This is a genomic window from Litchfieldia stipae, assembly GCF_014837155.1.
Lineage (GTDB): Bacteria > Bacillota > Bacilli > Bacillales > Bacillaceae_L > Litchfieldia.
Window position 1 is genome coordinate 182286 of record NZ_JACYHA010000004.1, and the last position, 23633, is coordinate 205918.

Sequence of the window (23633 nt, forward strand, 5' to 3'; positions counted from 1 at the left end):
CACGAAAAATGATCGTGGTTTTTCCTTTATATCCCAAAGGAGGAAAAGGGATGTCAAAGAACTATTTATTTGATTTTGGACTGGCAGATGCTTACCCAGGTTATACGAAAGTATCAGAGAGTAGTGTCTATCAAAAAGAGACTGGTTTTGGTTTTATTCATGCGGACAAAATGTGTATGGTTGATCGCAGAACACCAAAGCCGCTTGTAAGTGATTTTTGTATTCCGCTTGGAAACACATTTATTGTGGATATACCTAATGGATTGTATACCATTACTGTTACAGTAGGTGATGCCATCTTAGAAACTAATACAACAATTAAATTCAATGATAGTCAAGTGATGATTCAAGAATTGAATACGTATCCAAATCATTTTGTACATGATAGTTTTACCGTCCGGGTTAATGAGGGGCAGATAAAGCTTACCTTCTTTGGTGGTGCACCTCGTATCAATGCAATCGAAATCAAACCAGCGCCTGAAGCAGTTTCACTTTTTCTAGCTGGTGATTCGACAGTTGCTGATCAACCGATAGAAGGATATCCATATGCAGGGTGGGGGCAATGTCTCCCTCAATTCATTAAAGCAGATGGCGTCGTTTGTAATCATGCTTATTCAGGAAGAAGCTCTAAAAGCTTTATTGAGGAAGGGAGATTAGATCCAATCCTTCACGAGATGAAGTCTGGAGATTTCTTGTTCATCCAGTTTGGACATAATGATCAAAAGCCTGATCTAGCTCGCCATACAGATGCTTTGACAACCTATAAGGAATACCTAATGGTTTATATTGATGAAGCTCGAAAACGAATGGCGACTCCAATTCTTTTCACATCGGTCCATCGTCGAAATTTCGATGTGGAAGGAAAAATAATCGATAGTCATGGAGATTATCTTGTAGCCATGAAGGAGCTAGCAGCAGAAGAAGGAGTCTTGCTAGTTGATTTAGCTGAAAAGACGAAGACTCTTTATGAAGAACTAGGACCGGAAAGGTCAAAATCACTCTTCATGTGGGGTGTCCCTGGAGAGTTTCTAAACTTTCCAAATGGTGTATATGATAACACTCACTTTCAAGAATTCGGAGCGAATCTTATTGCTAAATTAGTAGTAGAAGAACTAAAGAAATTCGAGCTACATTCTTTGAATCTATGTTTGAGATTATAAGGCTAAGAGGTAAACGAGTTTAGTTTATCGTTTATAACATTTGGAGAAGGCCTGAATAGCAGCTTGAATACACGGAGACTCCCGTGGGATGTGTGTTGCCCCACAGGACGCGGAGTGTGTATTCAGGCTGTGGGTATATATAAAAATATTAACTTTAAAAACAGAAAAGATAGGTGAATAATAATGACAAAAAAATTATATCATGGTGCAGCATACTATCCTGAGCTTTGGACGGAAGAAGCAATCGAACAAGATATCAAGCTTATGCTTGAAGCAGGAATTAATGTAGCCAGAATAGGTGAGTTTGCATGGTCAACGATGGAAAAGGAAGAAGGGAACATCGACCTTACGTTCTTTGCAAATATGATTAAAAGGTTAAATGAACATGGAATTGAAACAGTGATGTGTACTCCAACTCCGACTCCACCCATTTGGTTAACACATAATCACCCTGAACGTATGCACGTAGATCAAGAGGGAAATGTCATGGTCCATGGATCTAGACAGCAGATTTGTACAAATAACCCTGTTTTTCGAGAAAAATCGGCAATTATTACCGAGGAAATAGCAAAAGCTGTTGGTCACTTCCCAGAAGTGATTGCATGGCAACTGGATAACGAATTTAAATGCCATGTAAGTGAGTGCTATTGTGAAACATGTAAATCACTTTGGCATCAATGGTTAGAAGAGAAATATGGAACGATTGATCAGTTAAATGAAGCATGGGGAACTGATATCTGGAGTCAATACTATCATCGATTTGATCAGATACCACAACCAAAGAAAGCACCATTTCTGCATAACTCATCATTAAGAACAATGTATCAGCTCTTTTCATTTGAGAAGATTGCAGAATTTGCTGATGAGCAAGCAGCGATTATTCGAAAGTATTCTTCGGCTCCTATTACACATAACAGCACGACATTCTTTCACGTTGATAATGAAAGAATCTTTGAGAATTTAGATTTCGCATCATTTGATACGTATGCAGAAAAGAGTAATTTTGCTTCTTACTTATTCAATAACGATTTATGGAGAAATCTGAAAAAAGATCGAGACTATTGGATTATGGAAACAAGTCCGTCACACGCGGCATCACTTGAGAGTCATTCTGCTCCACATCCAAATGGATATCTCAAAGCAGAAGCCGTTGCTGCCTATGCATTGGGTGCAGAAGCATTTTGTTATTGGCTCTGGAGACAACAACGATCAGGGTGTGAACAACCACATGGCTCTGTCATTAGTGCTTGGGGTAAACCGACAATAGGCTTTGAAAATGTGCAGGAAGTAGAGGCAGCACGTAAAGAAATTGAGTCAATCATGTTGTCGACAAGACCAGCTCAAGCAGAGGTAGCGATTACTTATTCAGATATTTCTAGAGCCTTTTTTATAACAGAGCCACATAGAGGTCTAGACTATCGTTCATTAATGATTAACTTCTATGAGAGAGTTCTTTCAAACGGTTATCATCGTGATCTTATTCCTGAACATAGTAATCTAGAAGGCTATAAATTATTGTTTACACCATTCCTACATCATGTATCAAGTGAATATTTAGACATGGCAACAGCATTTGTTGAAGATGGAGGAGTATGGGTGGTGGGTCCTCTAACTGGAGGCCGAACAGAGAATCATACGATTCATACTGATGCAGCACTTGGCGCAATAGAAGAGATTGCAGGTGTTGAAACACTATACACTTATCCAATGGATGGGACCGAGTCTGTCGGAGAATTTATGAACACAGAAGCACCTTTAAGCTTATGGAGTGCCGTGTTCAATCCGAAGGAAGCAAAAGCAGTAGGGGTTATTAAAGAAGGAATTTCGATTGGGGATGCATTTATTACTGAACATAAGAGAGGACAAGGGAAAATTGTGATGTTAGGCTCCCTTCCAGAAGGTGAGGCTGGTGACCTGTTAGTAAGTGAATTGTTGAATCATTACGCACAAGAGGCTAACGTCCAGTTACATACGGACGTAACTAAAGGAACGATTGTTGCTCCAAGACATAATGATGAAGAAGACGTATGGGTAATGATCAACATGGATGGAAAAGGTGGAAGCGTCACTCTGCCAACTACAGGGACTGATGCACTAACTGGTGCAAACCTTTCAAAAGGTATAATCGAAATTGGGCCATTTGAGCATAAAATCGTTCGATTTCAAAAGAACTTATAGAAAAAATAGAAAGGATACAAACTAATGAATCCTAGTAAATACTTTATTTTTAGCAAGGATACGAGATTGGACTACCAAGGACCTGAACTGAAGGGAGTTTCACACTTTTTAAATGTATTAACTAGAGACAAAAATAAGGTATTACAGCAAGCAAATGACACCGATAAAAATACAATATTGTTCGTCCTTCATGAAAATGAGAAACGTTTGAAAGAAGAACAATATGAAATAAGCTTTGCGGATGATTTAACTGAAATGAAAGTATCTGCATCTGATGAATTAGGAATGATTTATGGTATTCTTCATGTCAGTGAACAGTTTCTCGGTGTTGATAAATTCTGGTTTTGGAATGATCTTGAGCCCGAGGAAAAATCAACCGTCAGCATTAGACCTATTCCCTATCTTTCTACGGAAGCGAAAGTGAGATTTAGAGGCTGGTTTATCAATGATGAGGTACTTATTTCAACCTGGAAATATCAGAATTCAAACAGCAACGTATGGGAAATGGTTTTTGAGTCATTATTAAGATGTCATGGAAATATGGTGATACCTGGAACGGACATTGAAAACCCAGTCTATAAAAACATTGCCATCCAAATGGGATTATGGGTAACACATCATCATGCCGAGCCACTTGGTGCTCAAATGTTCTCAAGAATCTATCCAGATAAAAAGGCTTCATATATTGAACACAAGGAATTGTTCCAACAATTGTGGAAGGAAGCGATTCTTGAACAGAAGGATGCAAAGGTTATATGGAATATCGGTTTTAGAGGTCAGGGAGATCGTCCGTTTTGGATCGATGACCCAACTTTTGACACAGATGAAAAACGCGGAGCATTGATCTCAGAAATCATGAGGGATCAGTATGAATTGATCGCAAGCTATCAAGATGATCCCATCTGCTGTGTGAATCTCTATGGAGAAATCACAGAACTGTACAAGAAGGGGCTACTAGAATTACCTGAGGGAGTCATTAAAATATGGGCTGATAGTGGGTACGGTAAGATGGTCACAAGAAGACAAGGAGACCACAATCCAAGAGTACCTTCTCTTGCATCTACTTCAGATAAAGGGCCACACGGAATCTACTATCATGTGACGTTTTACGATCTACAAGCATCTAATCATTTGACGATGCTACCTAATACAACGAGTTTTGTTGAAGAAGAGCTGAAGGAAGCGTTTGAGCATAACATGAGTGAATTCCTAATAGTTAACTGTGGGAATGTAAGACCACATCTCTACTATTTGGATTTTGTTAGCAAGCTATGGAGTAATGGAAATACGGATTCAAAGCAATTTCAAAAAGAATATGTTTCCCGTTACTATCCATCATATTCTCAACAAATGAGTGAGTATTTAAATAAGTATTTAGAGGCGATAATTCAGTATGGTGGATGTGAAGATGAAAGAGCGGGAGAACAATTCTATCATTTTGCAGTTCGTAAATTAGCTCATCAATGGATTGCTTCAAAGGGAGTAGAGCCTGCAAAAGATTTATTTTGGGCAACTGGACAGTTGAACTTAAATGAACAATTTAAATGGTTTCAGCAGAAGGTGGAAGGTAAAGTATCTCAGTGGGAAACCTTATTAGAGCATGGGAAAAGCTTAGTCGGGACTTGTGAGGATATTGAACAAAAACGAATCCACGACCAGTTTCTACTTCAGGTACAGATTCATAAAAACGGCTGTAAAGCTCTTTATTCATTTTCAAAAGCATTTGAAAGGTTTCAAGCTAATGATTATTTAGAGGCCTTTGTGCTAGTAAATGAGGCAATGAAAGAAATTGATGAGACATTAGCTATGATGGAAAACCCAACAATTACAAAATGGAAGGGTTTTCATGATAATGATTGTTTAACCAATATTTCATTAACCTATTATTCACTTGAAACATTAAGAAGATATATTCGAATAATAGGTGACAGTCCATCATTTTACACCTGGGAAAAACAATATCTTACGAGTGAACGAGAAAAAACAGTCATGTTATTAACGAATAAGACGAAGCAGCTGACTGATGATGAGTTGATTAATAGATTGTTAGAGAAATAAATAGAAAAAAAGGAAACGATTTTCTTCTAATTTGAAGAGAGTCGTTTTTTATTGAAAAAAAGTATGGTGAGCCTTTGTTATCTGTAGTTGGGAATTATTTCTATTTTATAGGATTTTTGGATTGGGTATATAGTTTCGTGTATCGAAGTATCACTGTTTTTTATATGAAAATATCTGTTTTTTACATGTTATTAGCTTACAATTCCCATTAAACTGATATCGATTGTCATCTTAGAATCCAACGAAATGTAAGGGGTTACAAATGTGAGAGGGAGGTGAAAGTAAGAAATTCGTAGATTCTTAGTAGTCAAAAAATGCGATTAACATTAGGGAGGAATTTGTAGTGAGGAAAGGTTTGACCAAAAGATTATCAATCTTAACTAGTACAGTCATGTTAACTTCCATGTTCTCAGGAATTGCACCATTTGCTACAACAACTGCTACAGCGCAGGAGAATACAGAAACGAAGAATTTGAAATTTGATTTTGGATCAGAGACAAGTCCGGTAGCACAAGGGTATCAACAGGTAGCCAATACACTTGTTTATAGTTCTGAAAAAGGCTATGGATTAAGTGCAAGAGTAGACTTTCGTGACCGTGGGAAACCAGACGAGCTGTTAAGAGATTTTGTGCTGGCAGCGGGACAAGAATTTAAAGTAGATGTTCCAAATGGAGACTACTTAGTTAAGATTCAAGCCGGTGACGCAGATGCATTTAATCGGACAAGCTTTACGATTGAAGGGACATCATATGGTTCGATCTCTTCTAGTGCAGGGAGCTTTGCTGAATTATCTCCTAGTGTTACGGTTACAGATGGACAGCTAAACGTAGCGATTGGTGATAATGGACGAATCAATTCACTTGAACTGATTCCAATGGTTGCTCCGGAGGGATTAGATGTATCTGATACTAAGCTTGGAGTAGAATCAGCTGTTTCACTTAAATGGGATGAGGTAGCTGGTGCGAAAGGGTATCATGTTTATCGGAAACTTGAAGGTGAAACGAAAGCTTTGAAAATTGGCAATACAGAATCAGCTAGTTTTACAGATACAACAGCGCAACTTGGTTTTACATATCATTATTCAGTGACTCAAATTAATAGTGAAGACATCGAGTCCACTCCAAGTGGGGAGATTACTGTTAATGTATTTGATCAAAATACAAAAATTCCTAGTGAACCTACTGGGTTAACTCTTAAAAAGGCAACAAGTGATTCAGTATCACTGTCATGGAGCCCAATTAAAGATGCTGTCATTTATTATGTATATCGTTCAACAGCGAAAGAAGGAATTTATTCGTTGATTAATACGACAACGGAACCATCTTATATAGATTCTGTTCAAACAACAACGAATTATTATTATAAAGTGAGTGCCGTTAATTTAGGGGGATTCTCAGAGCAGTCTCAGTCTCTTAAATCACCTATTGCTAATGTGATGGTTCGTCAAATGGAAGAACTGTCGCGTGACCTTGTAGCTGTAAAGGTAGATGAAGGTGTCTATTTAAGCTGGCGTTTACTTGGAACAGATCCAGACAACATTGCCTTCAATTTATATCGTGATGGGAAAAAAGTGAATGATAAGCCAATCACGACAAGTACGAATTTTGTTGATTCAAAAGGAACTGTCAATTCAACATATGAAGTGAGAGAAATTTTGAATGGAAAAGAGCAAGGTACAGAGAGCCAAACAACGGTGTTAAGTAATCAGTATTTTGATATACCTCTCCAAAAGCCTGAAGGTGGCACAACACCTGATGGAGTTGACTACACGTATAGTGCCAATGATGCTAGCGTTGGTGATGTAGATGGTGATGGAGAATATGAAATCATTCTTAAATGGGATCCTTCTAACTCAAAGGATAATTCTAAATCAGGTCATACTGGTAATGTGTTTATCGATGCATATAAGCTAGATGGTGAGTTGTTATGGAGATTGGATTTAGGGAAAAACATCCGTGCGGGAGCTCACTATACACAATTTCTAGTCTATGATTTCAATGGAGATGGGAAGTCAGAGGTTGTCTTGAAAACAGCTGATGGAACAATTGATGGTGAGGGTACGGTCATCGGAGATAAGAACGCAGATTATCGAAACTCTGGTGGTTATGTGCTAAGTGGTCCAGAATATTTGACTGTTTTTGACGGTGAAACTGGTAAAGCACTTACAACAACTGATTATTATCCACCACGAGGAAAAGTCAGTGATTGGGGCGACGATTATGGAAACCGTGTCGATCGTTTCTTAGCAGGTGTGGCATATCTTGATGGGAAAACACCGAGCATTATTATGGCTAGAGGTTATTATACAAGGGCTGTAGTCACAGCTTATAACTTTAAAGATGGCGAACTAGAAAAGCTTTGGGACTTTGATAGCGCTAAGCCTGGTAATGAAGCTTATAGTGGACAAGGTAACCATAGCTTGAGTATTGCTGATTTAGATGGTGATGGGAAAGATGAAATCATTTATGGTGCTGCAGCGATTGATAATGATGGAACAGGCTTACACACAACAGGCTGGGGACATGGAGATGCACAGCATGTTAGTGATTTAGATCCTTCTAGACCTGGTTTGGAGATTTTTGGTGTGCATGAAGATCGTAATTCACCATATGGCCTTTCATTCCGAGATGGAGTAACTGGTGAAATCATTTGGGGTATTCATACAGGTGCAGATACTGGGAGAGGTCTAGCTGCAGATGTAGACCCACGTTACCCTGGTGCTGAAGCCTGGGCAATTGGAGGAGCATGGAATTCACGTACAGGTGGAATCTACACAGCTCAAGGTGAGAAAATCGGAGACAATATTCCAACATCAAACTTTGCTATTTGGTGGGATGGTGATTTACTTCGTGAATTATTAGACCATGATTTCGATGAAGCCGCACCAGTTGACAGTCCGAGATATGGATTAGGTGCAGCGAAAATTGATAAATGGAATTATGAGACAAATAGTCTTGATAATTTAATTACAGATACTGAAGTGACTTCAAGCAACTGGACAAAGGGTAACCCAGCATTACAAGCTGATCTTCTAGGTGACTGGAGAGAAGAAGCGATTTGGAGATTGAATGATAGTAGTGCATTACGTGTCTATACAACAACAGATGTTACTGAGCATCGTATTCCAACATTAATGCATGACTCTCAGTATCGTGTGGCGATTGCTTGGCAGAATGTAGGCTATAATCAGCCACCACATCCATCGTATTTCTTAGGACATGATATGGACGGAGCGCCTTATCCAAATATCTATACAAGCAAAGTGGAAAACGCTTCTATTTCGATTCAACCTAAAACGCTAAATCTTAAGAGTAATGGTGGACAGAATTCAGTAACTGTTTCAGTTGAATTACCAGCTAAAGTAACTGGTAATATAAATACGGTTAAATTAGTTGTAAACGGTCAATCCATTTTTGGAGAGCTTACTGGAAAGGAAAAAACTTCGAGCTTTAAGGTGAAATTCAATCGACAGGATTTAATCAAAGCATTTGATCAAATGAATGGAGAAATTGAAGCTTCAATCGTAGGCTATCTCGATAATGGTGTCACCTTTACGGGTAATGACGTGATTAAGGTTATTCATTAAAAAATAAGGAAAGTGGGGAACAATGAATTCATTTGTTCCTCACTTTTTTTGATGTAACAAAAATGTTTATCTAATATCTTCAATAAGCTTTGTTAGTTTTTCAGTAATTGACGTATTTGGTTTTTTTAAGAGTTTCTCGAAATCATTACTTTCAACTTCGAGAGATCCCTCTCGAATATCTTTTTGTATAGCTACAAGCATTGGAAGGAGAAAATCAGGTACTCCAGCATTTTTCATTAAATTACTATATGTAGAGTCATCAACTTGTTGTACAGGTACTTCTTTTCCTATTACCTGCCCGAGTGCAGTCGCCAGTTCTTCTTGAGTTAATAACGGGCCAGATAGTTCATAAATTGTATTCTCGTGATTTTTACTAGTGAGTACTGTAGCTGCTGCTTCGGCATATTCCTGCTGTAGTGCCCAACCAACTTTCCCAGTTCCAGCAGATGTTACCCAAGGGGCTCCAGCTAGAACTCCTTGAATACTAGGAATTTCATTTTCTAAATACCAATTATTACGTAAGAAAGAATAAGGAATACCTGTATTTTGAATGGCTTTTTCCGTTGCTTTGTGTGTCTCGGCAAGGAAATTAGTGCTTTTCTGTGCATTGGCAATGCTCGTATATGCAATAAATTTAACGCCTGCTTGCTTGGCGGCTTTTACTGCGTTAGAGTGTTGACGAATTCGAGTTTCGGTGTCTCCATCTGCAGAAATCAATAGCAAACGTTCAATTCCTTTGAATGCAGTATCTAATGATTCAGGCTTGTCAAAATCGCCTTGTCTAACATCTACTCCTTGTTCACGCAAGCCCTCTGCTTTTTGTGGATCACGAACACTGACAGCAAGTTCATGAGCAGGAACAGACTGTAATAGCAAATCTACAACTTTTGAACCTAGTTTACCTGTTGCCCCAGTTACTAATATTGTCAACTTGAAGACCTCCTATTTTATAATGAAATACTTGAATATATTGTAAATCTATAAGGATGATATGAAAAGAAAAGTGTTTTGAAAATAGAAGGTGATTAATAATATCAACCAACCTTAATCATTATAAAAACCCAGTTTCACAGCATTTGTACTGGGTTTTTAATCGTCATGGTTTTAAAATTACTTTTATACAATCCTCTGTTTTCGTATCAAACACTTCATATGCATGCTTTGCTTGGTCTAATGGGAGGACATGTGTAACAATATCACTAGGGTCCACTTTTCCATTTGCGAATAAATCGTATAAGAATGGCATGTAAGGAATCACAGGTGCCTGTCCTGTTTTGATATCAACATTACGATTCATGATATCACCAAGTGGAAAGCCATTATATCGTCCACCATAAACTCCGGTAATTTGAATCGTACCGCCTTTTCGCACCGCTTGACTGGCAATAACAAGAGCACCCATTGCCCCACCTTGAAGCTTCAGACCAGTAGCTAAGAACTCTAAAGGAGTCCACTTTCCGTCCATTCCTACTGCATCGATTACAACATCCGCGCCACCTTTTGTTATTTCTCTTAAGTATTCTCCAGTATTTTCATGTTGTTCGAAATTAATGATTTCTACATTGTTTGTACGCTTGGCATGCTGCAGGCGATAATCGATATAGTCTACAGCAATCACCCTTTTTGCCCCTTTCAGCCATGCGAATTTTTGTGAAAGTAAGCCGACAGGACCACATCCAAGTACAATGACTGTGTCACCAGCCTTCACACCAGCATGGTCCACTGACCAATAGGCTGTTGGTGCCGCATCAGCTAGTAATACAAGCTTTTCATCTTCAACCTCGCAGTTTTCTGGAATTTTGAAAGGGGTGAAGTTTCCATAAGGTACACGCATATACTCCGCTTGACCACCAGGAAAACCACCCGTGTTCTCTGAATAGCCAAAAAATCCACCCATGTCTCCATGAGGGTTAGAATTATCACATTGACTAGTCAAGTCATGCTGACAATACCAACAACTTCCACAGCTCACATTAAAGGGAATAATGACTCTGTCACCTTTTTTTAAGTTTTTCACTTCTGGTCCAACTTCTTCTACGGTACCCATTGGTTCATGACCAATGATAAAGTCAGTTGGTGTATTCGGAATCATTCCGTGAATTAAATGTAAGTCAGATCCACAAATAGCTGAAGACGTAACTTTTACAACGATATCATCAGATTTTTGAATCGAAGGAGCCTGAACTTCCCTGACTTCGATGTTTTTAATCCCTTGGTAGGTTACAGCTTTCATATGATGTCCCTCCTTTATTCATTTGGTGTGGCAAACATTCCGCGGCGATCCGTATCATTTGGGAAGAGCGTCATTTGTGCTATTTGAACAGCAGTTTCTACTCCTTTTAAATCAATTGGGAATTGATCCTCAAAATGATATGGATGTATCCATTTATTTTTGATCATAAGATCTGATATTTCTCCATGTAAATCAATGGCTCTTTCTAATTGCTTTGCCATCACCCTTCTAAGCTCAGGGTCTGTCGTTTCTGTAATCGCAAATCCGTAGTTACGAATGCCATTTTTTACTGAGATTAAGAAATCAAGTGCAAATGTTGAGTCTGCTAAATCAGGCATGCCTTCAGCATTTCGAGGGTCTAAGTAATCCTGCACGTATGGCACCTCCAGAGTTATTGAATGATTTGACTATTTTTGTAAAAAGGAAGTAGTTCATTTAAATCCTCTTGGGTTTGTTTCACATCTTTTTCCATTAACTGCTTTAATTCATTATTGAAGCATAGACCTTGCATTAATTTAGAACGAAGTAAACAAACGGTTTTCATATTTATTATTTCGTGTAGTTCTACTGTTTCATGTAATGCTAATTTGTCCTGATTCATTTCATCACCTCCGACTTTTAAATAACAACTATATTTTCTCCAAAAAGAAGTAAGTTATTTTCAAAAATCCCAAATCTAAGTAGATGTAGGAATAGTGACCTTGCCTTTTTGAGAATATAAAAGAGAAAAGTAATAAGGATGGGGTGAGCAGAATGGTTCAGTATTTAGGATTACACGAGACTCTGGATGTCCATGAATTGTTAACGATTAAAAATATTAGTTTAACAAAATCTACCTTAATGAGTGGTTTGGTAGCGGATGAGGAACTCAAAGCAATACTTGCAAATGAGGCCGCTTTAGGGCAGAAGCATATTAAACAATTACAGGAGCTCATCACGAATAGGGAGGCACAGTAATGAATCAATTTATCCAAAACTTAGTTGGGATGGGCGGTATGACTGAGCAAGTGATTGCAACAGACTTCTTAATTGCAGCAAAAGAATCTGTTAGAAATTATACAATCGCAATTACAGAAGCTGCTACTCCAACAGTACGAAGTGTATTAAAGGAACAATTGCAGGATGCAATCCAAACTCATGAGAACATCACCAATTATATGATCTCCAAAGGTTACTACCATCCTCACGAAATTAGAGAGCAGCTACAAGTAGACCTTACGGCAGCAATGACTGCAACTGACCTCGCTCAAAAAACAAATAACTAGAGGTGACGAAGATTCTTCGATAGGGAGAATCTTTCTTTTTGGCTATTTTCGAAAAGTTTGTTGTTTAAGACTTTAATAAATTATAAATAAATTCTCTAGTCCGGAATACACGGAGACTCCCGCGGGAATAGTGGGCCCACGCAGGACGCGGAGTGTATTCCGGCTGCGGTTTTAAAAGGCAACAATTAGTACAAAAACAGCCTTGTTTTTTTAGAAAATATCCAAATGACTAAATCCAATAGATGTTGTCAATATTTGTAATAGGCTTGTAGATGTCTGGAGGTTGAAAACGTGTCTACTGAAATGAATCAATATATGGTAAGAAACTTGTGGTCAGGTATTCTATTTGGTCTGGGTCTGGTGGCGTTTTTCGATGAAACTGTGTTTCACCAACTCCTACATTGGCATCATTTTTATGATAAAAGTACATTAAGCATTGGTCTGGTCTCGGATGGATTGTTTCATGCCTTTAGTTGGTTCGCAACAATAGGGGGGCTATTCCTGCTAGCAGATTTGAAGCGTAGAGATGGATTTTTGTTAAAAAGATGGATTGGTGGCGTGTTCCTTGGTGGCGGTGTATTCCAACTATACGATGGTACCATTCAACATAAGCTTATGAAAATTCATCAGATTCGTTATGTGGATCATGTGATCATTTACGACGTCATTTGGAATAGTTTAGCCATCATCATGGTGTTGGTCGGTATTCTACTGATTCGTCAAACAAAAACATTAAGGAGTCAACAAACGAATGCATAATGAACATTCATCTCATATTTTTGGTCTAGAGCACACTCTACTCCTAGTTATTCTGTTTAGCTTATTAATAGCTGTATATGTTATTTCAGTCTTTTTATCGAATCGTCATTATAAAAGATGGCCAACCTATCGCTTGTTTTCATGGGGATTGGGAGTTTTATGTATCTCAGCTATATTTATAGGTCCGATTGCGGATCGTTCTCATGTTGATTTTACATTTCATATGCTTGGACACGTCCTCCTTGGAATGGTAGCTCCGTTTTTAATTGTCCTATCTGCACCAATGACACTTCTAATGAGAAGTCTAAATGTGAGAGCAGCGCGACAACTTTCAAAATTATTAAAATCGTTCCCTTTACGAATTCTAATAAATCCACTTGTTGCTGCTGTCATTAATATGGGAGGGTTATGGATTCTCTACACGACCGAGCTATATGCAGCGATGCATCAACGTCTTTTTCTTTATTTGTTTATTCACATTCATGTATTCATCGCAGGATACCTGTACATAGCCTCGATGATTTATATCGACCCAACACCACATCGAACACCATTTCTGACTCGTGCGATCATATTAGTTCTAGCATCTACCAGTCATGGGATTTTATCAAAATACATCTATGCTAATCCTCCAATAGGTGTCACTGCACAACAGGCAGAAAGTGGAGCCATGCTGATGTATTATGGTGGTGATATTGTAGATATATTCCTTATTTCCATCCTTTGTTTTCATTGGTATAAAGCTAGTAAGGCAAGAGCAGTTATGAAAAAAGAGATCAACTTATCATAATCAACCTTTTTTCCTGCTCCTATATTCAGTAGGTGAGCATCCGTTTATTTTTTTGAAAATCCTTGAAAAGTAATAAGGATCTACAATTCCGATTGTGCTTGCAATTTCTTTTATCGATTGGTCACTTAGATCAAGTAGCTGTCCGGCACGCTGAATTTTTAAACGTAAAAAATAATCAATCGGTGGAAAGCCTGTTTCTTGTTTGAAGAGGTGAGTTAAATGCTGAATTGATAATCCGGCAACCTTTGCAAGCTCTGAAAGCTTAATGGAGCGATGGATATGATCGTTCATATAATGAATGACTTTTTCTAAATATAATTCAGTTCGCTCCTCTTGTCCTGTCCGTATACTTGATAATCCAAGTGAGCTTAGTAAATATTTCATGGCCTGTGAAATTCTAATATGGTGTATCAATGAATAGGGCTTCTCGGAAAGAGAGAGGAAGCATTGATCAAACAATTCAGTAAAAGTGACATAACTGCTTAATGGCGTTAGCAAGGGTCCGTCATTTAATCCAAAGCTATCGATAAATGAAAGCATTTCATCACCTTTTAGGTGGAACCAATAAATACTCCATGGATGCTCTTCATCTGCCCCGTAGCGATGGGGAGTCCCTGCTGGAATCACCATCAGCATATGACTTTCTAGGATGAATTTCTTTTCATTATGAAGCTCCACCCATCCACGACCCTCCGCACAATAAATAATAATATGAGTGTCACAGCCATCAAATCGTTCTCTGTAATGGTGTTTGGCAAGAGGGAAATAACCTATATCAGTAACGAATAGTGGATTGATAAGAGGGTGTTTACTAATATCATCGATAACATATTCGGGAAGAATAAATAACTTTTCAGATTCAAATCCATCCTGCTTCTTTATCATTTCCTTCACTCCTACAATAATTGTCATTCTATCGTAATTTAAAATCCGAAAATAGTCCATCATAAACAGAACTTCATTAATTGTTAATCTACGATTCTATCGGTAATGTAAGGAGTATAAAAAAGCGTTATCATCAGGAGTGATTTTATGGAAAAGCGTCAAAGAACGACCCGAATTTGGGAAGAACAGCGAGAGATTCCTACCTATGGAGTAGGTGAACCGAATAAGAACCCAATGTTTCTTGAGAAGAGAGTCTATCAAGGGAGTTCAGGGAAGGTATACCCACATCCTGTCATTGACAAAATTAAGGATGAAAAGAAACTAGAAACCTATCAATTAGTGATCTTGGAAAATGAATATCTTCGAATTGAAGTGATGCCTGAAATTGGTGGAAGAATTTATCGAGCCCTGGATAAGACAAATAATTATGATTTTGTTTACTATAACCGTGTGATTAAACCAGCACTTGTTGGATTAGCTGGACCTTGGATTTCTGGTGGAATCGAATTTAATTGGCCACAGCATCATCGACCAAATACGTTTGGTCCAGTGGAGTACAAAACATCGGAAAATGAGGATGGTAGTGTCACCGTTTGGGTGAGTGAAATTGACCGAATGTATGGGACGAAGGTGACATCAGGTTTTACATTACATCCTGGCAAAGCGTATCTAGAAATCTCAGCGCAACTCTATAACAGGACTGCAGAACCACAAACATTTCTTTGGTGGGCAAATCCTGCGGTTGCTGTCAATGATCATACGCAATCAGTGTTTCCACCAGATGTTCATGCAGTCCTTGATCATGGCAAGCGTGATGTATCAACGTTTCCAATTGCAACAGGGACGTATTATAAGATGGATTATTCAGAAGGCGTAGATATTTCACGTTACAAAAATATCCCCGTCCCTACATCATATATGGCATACAAGTCTAAATATAATTTCGTTGGGGGATATGACCATGGTGTAAAAGCAGGACTCTTACATGTTGCTAACCATCATATTTCTCCGGGGAAGAAGCAGTGGACATGGGGAAATGGTGACTTTGGTCAAGCTTGGGACAGGAATTTAACTGATGAGGATGGACCATACATCGAACTAATGACAGGTGTATTTACAGATAATCAGCCTGATTTCACTTGGCTAGCTCCTTATGAGGAAAAAACATTTAAGCAGTATTTTATGCCTTACAAGAACATAGGTGTTGTAAAAAATGCATCCATAGATGCAGCGGTTAATTTAGAGGTAGATGAACAATCAAAGCGGGCTAAGGTACATGTCTATGCAACATCGGTTTTCGAAGCCTCCGTGATTGAATTAATAAGCACTGGTAAGAGTTATCTTCAAGAAACAACAACGATTTCACCAACTCAACCATTTGAGATGGAGGTACAGTTAGAGGAAGAAGAACAGACTCATGACCTCATTTTAAAAGTGAAGGATCAAACTGGTCGTCTATTAATCTCTTATCAGCCTGAAAAAGAACAGGTAGAGGAAATTCCAGAGCCAGCTAAACCGCTAACTACTCCTGAGGAAATAAGAACAACAGAGGAGCTTTACTTTGCAGGCTTGCATTTAGAGCAGTACCGACATGCAACCTTTGAACCGGATGCTTATTATTTAGAGGGATTAAAGCGGGAGCCGAAGGATAGTCGGATCAATGTAGCTTATGGAAGACTATTACTACGTAGAGGATTATTTGAAGACAGTGAACAATACTTTCGTCAAGCGATTCATTCGATAACATCACGAAATCCAAATCCATATGATTCAGAAGCCTTTTATCAGCTTGGGCTAACACTTAAATTACAAGGGAAACTGGATGAGGCGTATGGATATTTATATAAATCGATTTGGTCTTCAGCTTGGCAGGATAGTGGCTATTTATTACTAGCACAAATTGCTTGCGAAAAAGGAGCAAACATAGAGGCTTTAGAGTTAATTGAGCAATCACTGAACCGTAATACTCGGAACTATAAAGGACGGCTGCTTAAAACAGCACTATTAAGAAAATGTCAACGATTGGATGAAGCGAGACAGTTTGCTGAAGAAACATTGAAGCTCGATATTGCTGACTTTGCTGCTTATAATGAGTTATTTCTTATTCTGAAAGAGCAGGGAGAAATGGCAGGAGCGGAGAAGATATTAAAGGAGCTACAAAAACTAATGCGTGCTGATGTTCATAATCACATTCATCTAGCAGCTGATTACACAGAATGTGGTCTGTTTGAAGAAGCGATTCAGATACTTGCACGTGTATCAGATGGGAAAACGACATATCCAATCGTGCATTATACATTAGCATATTTGTATGAGAAATTAAGTGTGAAAGAGAATGCTCAGCATCAATTAGAGTTGGGAAATCAGGCTTCTCCTGATTACTGTTTTCCAAACACCTTATTTGAACTCATTGTATTAGAGCATGCAATCACTCAAAATCCACAGGATGATAAGGCGCATTATTATGTAGGGAGCTTACTATTTGATAAGAAGCGACACGCAGAAGCAGTGAAGAATTGGGAGAAATCAAGGGATCTTCAACCAAGTTTTGCAACGGTCCATCGTAACCTAGCGTTAGCCTATTACAATATTCTTCACGATTCAGAAGCATCCTTGGTTTCTCTTGAAACCGCTTTTAAACTGGATGTGACTGACGCTCGTATCTTATTTGAATTAGATCAATTATATAAAAAACTAAGCTATCGACCTGACATGCGATTAAATCACTTACAGGCACATATGGACTTAGTAGTAGAGAGAGATGATTTAATTCTTGAATATATAACCCTATTAAATACGTTAGGTGAACATGAAGAGGCAATTGAATTATTAACCAATCGGATCTTCCACCCTTGGGAAGGGGGAGAAGGGAAAGTAACGGGTCAATATGTATTAGCACATGTCGAGCTTGGAAAAAAATATATAACTGAACAAAAATATGACGATGCACTCAAAACGTTAGAAAAGGCACTCTTTTATCCGCATAATCTTGGTGAAGGAAAACTAACTGGAGCTCAAGAAAATAATATCTATTATTATATCGGCTGTGCTTATGAGGGAATACAGAAATACGAGCAAGTACTTGAAGCCTTTACAGTTGCCTCGAGAGGATTGGAGGAGCCGGCTAGTGCGATGTATTACAACGATCAGCCACCTGATATGATTTTCTATCAAGGGTTAGCATGGCTTAAACTAAAAAATAAGAAGGAAGCGAAAAGAAGATTTAATAAGTTAATCACTTATGCTGATAAGCACATCTTTGATGATGTAAGAATCGACTATTTCGCAGTTTCTCTACCAGATTTTCTTGTTTTTGAAGATGATTTAAATAAAAGAAACGAAATTCACTGTCTTTATATGAAAGCACTTGGATTCCTTGGAATGAATCAAATCAAGAATGCCCAAGAATTACTTGATCAGGTGCAAGAGCTTGATCAAAATCACCAAGGTGCAATGATTCATAAATCATTTATGCCGGAAGGAAACCCTTATGAGAGAGTATAAAATAAAGGTCATCGATACGAAAAAAGAGATTTATCCATTAAATACAAAACTTGGTGGAACAAATAAATTTGAGGAAAGCTATCAATTAACGAATTATTATCTCGAGAAAAATGGTCGCCCGTATTTCGGGATTAGCGGTGAGTTCCATTACAGTCGCTATCGTTGTGAAGCTTGGGAAGATGAAATTATTAAGATGAAAATGGCGGGGATTACAATTATCCCGACATATGTCTTTTGGAACCATCATGAAGAGGAACGTGGATTATTTAAATGGAGCGGTGATAAAGACCTTCGTCGATTTGTACAGCTATGTGGAAAGCATGAGTTAGGTGTCATCCTTAGAATTGGCCCATTTGCCCATGGGGAGGCAAGAAATGGTGGAATGCCAGACTGGCTTTTTGGTCGCCCATTTGATCTCCGTTCCAATGATGGAGAATATTTAGCATTTGTGAATCGATTCTATCAGGAAATTGGAAGGCAAATTGAAGGGCTGTTGTTTAAAGATGGAGGTCCAATTATTGGAACTCAAATTGAGAATGAATATGAGCATGCAGGTGCACCATGGGAAATCACGAATGGAACAAGTATTGAGTGGTTACCAGCAGGAAGAGATGGGGATGCTCATATTAGTAAATTGAAGGAATTAGCGATAGAAGCTGGTATTGAAACACCAATCTATACAAGTACTGGCTGGGGAGGTGCTTCAGCTCCGGTGGAAGAGGTGCTGCCATTATGGGGAGGTTATGCATTTTGGCCATGGATATTCTACGGAGACGTATCGGAGCACCCAGCTACACCTGAATTTATCTTTAGAGACTATCATAATGACAAACTGGAAAACTACGGATTTACTCCTACTTATCCCCCAGAGAGCCTCCCGTTTGCTTGCTGTGAGATGGGTGGTGGGATGACGGTTTTCTATAAATATCGCTTCAAGCTACCATATGAAAGTGTTGATGCAATGGCGGAGATGAAGGTCGCTGGAGGCTGTAATTTTGTGGGCTATTATGTATTCCACGGTGGATCAAATCCAAAAGGGGATAAGACACCATTTTTGAATGAACATGCAACACCAAAAATCTCATACGATTATCAGGCTCCAATCGGAGAGTTTGGACAAATACGAGATTCCTATAAAAGGTTGAAACGCCAACACTATTTTTATAAAACAGTGGAAGAAGAGTTCTGTCAAACAAAAACGATTCTTCCTTATGATACATCGAACATGGACCCGCGTGATGTTGAAACACTTCGATATGCAGTGAGGGCTAGTGGGGATTCTGGTTTTGTTTTTATCAATAATTATCAGGATCATGTTGAGACAAAGGATCAAACAGACTTTGCGATTACGGTGAACCTTGAGAATGAGGATATTCGTTTTCCACTTCAAGGAGGAATGTCCTTAGCAAAGGATGAATGCTGTATTCTCCCTTTTAACTTCAATTTACAAGGGCTACGTCTAAAATATGCGACGACACAATATATAACTAGTATAGAGCATGATGGGAAAACAACGTATTTCTTCTTCATTCCTAAAGGGATGAAGGGGGAGTATTGTTTTGCAGGAGACGAGATTCGAGATATTCAGGTTCATAAGGGCTCGGTTATATCCAAAAGCTTGATAAAGGTAAGCGATCATGAACTTAGTTTAATTGATATTACGCTAACATCAGGAAAAACTCTTCATATTTGTACGATGACTAATGAACAGAGCTTACAGTTTTGGAAGTTTCCTTATAGAGGAAAAGAACATGTCCTTATTTCAAATGCCACAGTCCTTGTTAGTGATGAGAAAATAAGGCTGGAATGTGTGGGAATAGAGCAGCTTGATTTAAAGGTATATCCTAGCTTAGGCGATTCTATTAGTTTAGATGGTGCTGAACTGCCTTGTAGTGGTGAGGGCGTTTTTAATGAATATAAGAAAACAATCAAATTAGCTGAACCACAATTGGATGTTAGAATAGTTGGCGAAAATAAAGCGATCATCCAGTTCCAGCCTGAAGCTTTTGAAGGAACAAAGGAGCTACTGCTTCAGATTGACTATGTCGGTGACATTGGTTATGCATTCATAGATGGAGAATTGATACACGATCATTTTTGTAATCAGGCTACATGGGAAATTGGCTTAAAGCAGTATAAGGAAGAACTGTTAGAAAAGGGGATGTATCTTTATATTTCTCCATTGAAGGAGGGAAGCTTTGTTAAGAGCGATTCTCCGATGGCTGCAAGAGCAGAAATTATCAATAAGCAAATTGCAGAAATCTCATCAATTAAGACAAAAGTAATTCATGAGCATGAACTTGTAATATCGAGGAGTGATTATGTTGAGTAACGCGGTAAAGGTTGAGACAAGAAAGAAACTCTCATTGAATGGTGAGTGGTATTTCACATTAGATCCAAACAATAAATATAAGGCAGAATCTGTTATCGGTTCATCAACTAAAGCCACAATCAACGTACCAGGTTCATGGGAGGAGCAAGGCTTTGGAGAGCCCTCTACACATAATCCAATTGGAACGTGGAAAAAGCTTCGCGAATATGTGGGAAGTGCTTGGTATGAAAGAGATTTGCTGATCCCAGAGGAGTTAGAAAATCAATCTATTAAACTAGTTATCTCAGGAGTTCGTTGGATAACGAAAGTATGGGTGAATGGCCAATTTGTTGGTGAGGGTGAAAGTCTGGTAAGTGACCATGTATTCGATGTAACCGAGTTTGTACAAATAGGTCAAACAAATAAAATGGTTATCTATGTCAATAATGATATGATCTATCCACTTCATGATAGTCATATTCATTCCTACCATACTGCAACGAATTGGGGCGGAATCACGGGTGGCGTGTATTTGGAGGCATCACCGAAGATAGGGATACAAGACATTAAATTCTATCCAAGACTTGAAGAAAAATATATGGATGTACATGTAAGTATAAAAAATAGTCATTTACTTCATTCAAATGGTTTTCTATCGATTCAAATCGTTGATCAGGATCTAGAACTGATTAGTGATGTAAAAGCGCTCATTGTTTCTGATCAGGTTCATGTAGCGATTGACCTCCCTGATGATATGATTTATTGGGATGATCATAATCCATATCTCTACCAAATGAGTGCATCTATTGTTCAATCAGCAGTTATTGATCAGCAAACTCGGAAAGTCGGGATAAGAGAGATTAAAGCAGATGGAAAGCAGATTCTCTTAAATGGTGTGCCGAAATTTCTGAGGGGATATGTAGATTGTTGTATCTTTCCACAAACCGGTTATCCTAGCTGGAACAAGGAAGATTACCTGAAGCAATTTCAAACGGTGAAGGAATATGGATTCAATCATGTTCGACTCCATGGTTGGACACCGCCAAAGCCTTTTTGGGAGGCAGCAGATGAAGAGGGGATGCTTGTTCAAACGGAATTACCACATTGGTCGAAAATGTATACGAACCGAGCTGTCGAACCAATTAGTGAGGTTCATGAGTTTTTATCAAGAGAGCTAGAGCGAGTGATTGAAACACTAAATGAGCACCCTTCATTTGTTCTATTATCGCTTGGTAATGAGTTAATTGGACAGCAAGGACATCCTGCCTTAAATGAACAAGTAAGAACATGTAGAATGCTTGATTCAACGAGATTGTATACTGATAATACAGGGTTTGGGCGTCTTCCAGCTCATGACCGTGAAGGTGATTTCTATGTTCCGACACTCAATGCACATCCACCATTGACGAATAATTATGCTGGAACACCAAACACATATGAAGATTATAATGTCATAACAATGCAATCGGATCGCCCAATTATTGCGCACGAGCATGGACAGTTCACGATGTATGTTCGCCCACAAGAAGCTGAGAAATATCAAGGTGTTCTTCGACCACATTGGCTAGAAACCACGCTGAAAACGTTAGAAAAGAAGGGGCAGCTTGAGCGGATTGATGAATATATAGAAGCCTCAGGAACTCTACAAGCAAGAGCCTATAAAGAAAATATCGAAAGAGCCCGAAGAACAGCGGGTCTTTCAGGGATTCAATTACTAGACATTAGAGATTTTCCTGGACAGGGGCATGCAACAACAGGGGTGTTAGATGCATTCTGGGATTCCAAAGGAACGATTACACCTGAACAATTCAAGGGATTTAATGATGAAGTTGTAATTCTGATGAGGTCGATTAATCGTACGCATTATGCAGGTGAAAAGCTGAGAGTAACAATTGATGTCTCTAATTTCAGTCAGGATTCTTTTAAGGATAGTGAATTAATCTGGGAGTTGAAGTCAAATCAGCAAATTCTCAGCTCGGACATGATCCGGGTAACTGAAATTACACCAGGGGATGTGAGTTCTCTTGCAGTGTTGGCAATAGATACACCTGCAAATGGTAGCCATCCACTTAATCTAACAGTAAAGCTAGTTGGTACGAATAAAGTGTTCACAAACGACTGGGAATTCTGGACCTATGAAAGGCCAACTCTTCATAAGGATGTGGAGAGGATTTGGACTGATGTTGGCAGCTTAGGGAACTCATTATTCGGAGCAAAATATACAGGTAAAATAGGATTTGATGGATTTAGTTATAAAGAGGAAAAGGAAATCGATCTTGCCATTTCGGACCATTTATCAACCGAGCTCTTACAGTATTTGCTTGATGGTGGGAAAGCTTGGATTATGGCTGAGGAAGGAAATCAATTTGATGAGGTGAAAACGAGGTTTTTACCGATATTTTGGAATTATATTTGGTTTCCATCTCAAATCGGAACGACAATGGGTACGATTATTCATGACCATCCATCACTGAAAAATGTTCCACATGATGGACGTTCTAATTGGAACTGGTTTCACTTGGTCGATCGAGCAACAGCCATTAATTTAGAAACGGTCCCACAAATTAAACCGATTGTTGAAGTGATTGATAATCATAACCGAGGAAAGCATTTAGCCTATTCATTTGAAACAAAGGTAGGGGCAGGAAAGCTGTATGTTACGACTTTTAATATTGTAAAGAATTTAAAACGACCTGAAGTTGAGTTCATGCTTCATGATAATATTCAATATTTGCTGAGTGAAGAATTCAACCCAAGTGCTGATCTTACTGTTGGGGAACTGCTAGGACTACTCAAATTACAAGGCAATTGGTGATGAAAAACTAAACGAAAAACACCCTAAGGAATAGAACTTATTGCTTAGGGTGTTATTTTGTTGATTGATTGAGAGATTAATTGTGGTAA

The 23633-nt window shown here is 38.5% G+C and carries 16 protein-coding genes; 11 read left to right on the forward strand and 5 right to left on the reverse strand.

Annotated elements, in window-relative coordinates:
- Nucleotides 1–50 precede the first annotated feature (50 nt).
- From F7888_RS06840 to F7888_RS06855, 4 genes are all read left to right on the forward strand, one after another.
- Nucleotides 51–1160: a rhamnogalacturonan acetylesterase gene (locus tag F7888_RS06840; RefSeq protein WP_191778430.1), complete on the forward strand. Its 1110-nt coding sequence runs from the start codon at nt 51–53 to the stop codon at nt 1158–1160.
- A 183-nt stretch (nt 1161–1343) separates the two neighbouring features.
- Entirely contained in the window at nt 1344–3338 is a 1995-nt protein-coding gene (locus F7888_RS06845; protein WP_191778431.1) for a beta-galactosidase, read from the forward strand.
- A gap of 24 nt (nt 3339–3362) precedes the next feature.
- Entirely contained in the window at nt 3363–5396 is a 2034-nt protein-coding gene (locus tag F7888_RS06850) for a glycosyl hydrolase 115 family protein (protein ID WP_191778432.1), read from the forward strand.
- Between the two features lie 343 nt (nt 5397–5739).
- Nucleotides 5740–8982: a rhamnogalacturonan lyase family protein gene (locus tag F7888_RS06855; RefSeq protein WP_318246235.1), complete on the forward strand. Its 3243-nt coding sequence runs from the start codon at nt 5740–5742 to the stop codon at nt 8980–8982.
- Nucleotides 8983–9048: 66 nt separating this feature from the next.
- Here the strand turns inward: F7888_RS06855 and F7888_RS06860 are convergent, their stop codons facing one another.
- From F7888_RS06860 to F7888_RS06875, 4 genes are all read right to left on the reverse strand, one after another.
- Nucleotides 9049–9912: an SDR family oxidoreductase gene (locus tag F7888_RS06860; protein WP_191778433.1), complete on the reverse strand. Its 864-nt coding sequence runs from the start codon at nt 9910–9912 to the stop codon at nt 9049–9051.
- A 166-nt stretch (nt 9913–10078) separates the two neighbouring features.
- On the reverse strand, nt 10079–11215 hold the full coding sequence (locus tag F7888_RS06865; RefSeq protein WP_191778434.1) for a zinc-dependent alcohol dehydrogenase: 1137 nt from the start codon (nt 11213–11215) through the stop codon (nt 10079–10081).
- Nucleotides 11216–11229: 14 nt separating this feature from the next.
- Entirely contained in the window at nt 11230–11589 is a 360-nt protein-coding gene (locus F7888_RS06870; protein WP_318246236.1) for a spore coat protein, read from the reverse strand.
- Nucleotides 11590–11606: 17 nt separating this feature from the next.
- On the reverse strand, nt 11607–11816 hold the full coding sequence (locus tag F7888_RS06875) for a spore coat protein (RefSeq protein ID WP_191778435.1): 210 nt from the start codon (nt 11814–11816) through the stop codon (nt 11607–11609).
- Nucleotides 11817–11968: 152 nt separating this feature from the next.
- Between F7888_RS06875 and F7888_RS06880 the strand changes: the two genes are divergently transcribed.
- The 4 genes from F7888_RS06880 to F7888_RS06895 all read left to right on the forward strand — a co-directional run bounded on the left by F7888_RS06880 (nt 11969) and on the right by F7888_RS06895 (nt 14029).
- Complete coding sequence (locus tag F7888_RS06880) at nt 11969–12172, forward strand: hypothetical protein (RefSeq protein WP_191778436.1); 204 nt, start codon at nt 11969–11971, stop codon at nt 12170–12172.
- Nucleotides 12172–12480: a spore coat protein gene (locus F7888_RS06885; protein WP_191778437.1), complete on the forward strand. Its 309-nt coding sequence runs from the start codon at nt 12172–12174 to the stop codon at nt 12478–12480. Before F7888_RS06880 ends, F7888_RS06885 begins: the two co-directional genes overlap by 1 nt.
- A gap of 303 nt (nt 12481–12783) precedes the next feature.
- The gene (locus F7888_RS06890) at nt 12784–13239 is read left to right on the forward strand and encodes a DUF2243 domain-containing protein (protein ID WP_191778562.1); all 456 of its coding nucleotides are present in this window, start codon (nt 12784–12786) and stop codon (nt 13237–13239) included.
- Nucleotides 13232–14029 (forward strand): cytochrome c oxidase assembly protein, encoded by a 798-nt coding sequence (locus F7888_RS06895; RefSeq protein ID WP_191778438.1) that lies wholly within the window; start codon nt 13232–13234, stop codon nt 14027–14029. Before F7888_RS06890 ends, F7888_RS06895 begins: the two co-directional genes overlap by 8 nt.
- On the opposite strand, the gene F7888_RS06900 is transcribed toward F7888_RS06895, so the two are convergent.
- Nucleotides 14030–14914, reverse strand: a complete 885-nt coding sequence (locus F7888_RS06900) for an AraC family transcriptional regulator (RefSeq protein ID WP_191778439.1) — start codon at nt 14912–14914, stop codon at nt 14030–14032.
- Nucleotides 14915–15061: 147 nt separating this feature from the next.
- On the opposite strand from F7888_RS06900, the gene F7888_RS06905 reads away from it, so the two are divergent.
- Genes F7888_RS06905 through F7888_RS06915 form a run of 3 tightly spaced genes read left to right on the forward strand, consistent with a single transcriptional unit; the run spans nt 15062 to nt 23544 of the window.
- Nucleotides 15062–18418 (forward strand): DUF5107 domain-containing protein, encoded by a 3357-nt coding sequence (locus tag F7888_RS06905; protein ID WP_191778440.1) that lies wholly within the window; start codon nt 15062–15064, stop codon nt 18416–18418.
- Nucleotides 18405–20750, forward strand: coding sequence for a beta-galactosidase (locus F7888_RS06910; RefSeq protein WP_191778441.1), 2346 nt, complete (start codon nt 18405–18407; stop codon nt 20748–20750). The genes F7888_RS06905 and F7888_RS06910 overlap by 14 nt, the downstream gene beginning before the upstream one ends.
- Complete coding sequence (locus tag F7888_RS06915) at nt 20743–23544, forward strand: glycoside hydrolase family 2 protein (protein WP_191778442.1); 2802 nt, start codon at nt 20743–20745, stop codon at nt 23542–23544. Before F7888_RS06910 ends, F7888_RS06915 begins: the two co-directional genes overlap by 8 nt.
- Nucleotides 23545–23633 lie beyond the last annotated feature (89 nt).

What these genes read in the sequence shown, in the direction of transcription:
- F7888_RS06840 (WP_191778430.1), top strand. Translation starts at nt 51, where the DNA reads ATGTCAAAGAACTATTTATTTGATTTTGGACTGGCAGATGCTTACCCA.
- F7888_RS06845 (WP_191778431.1), top strand. Translation starts at nt 1,344, where the DNA reads ATGACAAAAAAATTATATCATGGTGCAGCATACTATCCTGAGCTTTGG.
- F7888_RS06850 (WP_191778432.1), top strand. Translation starts at nt 3,363, where the DNA reads ATGAATCCTAGTAAATACTTTATTTTTAGCAAGGATACGAGATTGGAC.
- F7888_RS06865 (WP_191778434.1), bottom strand. Translation starts at nt 11,215, where the DNA reads ATGAAAGCTGTAACCTACCAAGGGATTAAAAACATCGAAGTCAGGGAA.
- F7888_RS06875 (WP_191778435.1), bottom strand. Translation starts at nt 11,816, where the DNA reads ATGAATCAGGACAAATTAGCATTACATGAAACAGTAGAACTACACGAA.
- F7888_RS06880 (WP_191778436.1), top strand. Translation starts at nt 11,969, where the DNA reads ATGGTTCAGTATTTAGGATTACACGAGACTCTGGATGTCCATGAATTG.
- F7888_RS06885 (WP_191778437.1), top strand. Translation starts at nt 12,172, where the DNA reads ATGAATCAATTTATCCAAAACTTAGTTGGGATGGGCGGTATGACTGAG.
- F7888_RS06890 (WP_191778562.1), top strand. Translation starts at nt 12,784, where the DNA reads ATGAATCAATATATGGTAAGAAACTTGTGGTCAGGTATTCTATTTGGT.
- F7888_RS06895 (WP_191778438.1), top strand. Translation starts at nt 13,232, where the DNA reads ATGCATAATGAACATTCATCTCATATTTTTGGTCTAGAGCACACTCTA.
- F7888_RS06900 (WP_191778439.1), bottom strand. Translation starts at nt 14,914, where the DNA reads ATGATAAAGAAGCAGGATGGATTTGAATCTGAAAAGTTATTTATTCTT.
- F7888_RS06905 (WP_191778440.1), top strand. Translation starts at nt 15,062, where the DNA reads ATGGAAAAGCGTCAAAGAACGACCCGAATTTGGGAAGAACAGCGAGAG.
- F7888_RS06910 (WP_191778441.1), top strand. Translation starts at nt 18,405, where the DNA reads ATGAGAGAGTATAAAATAAAGGTCATCGATACGAAAAAAGAGATTTAT.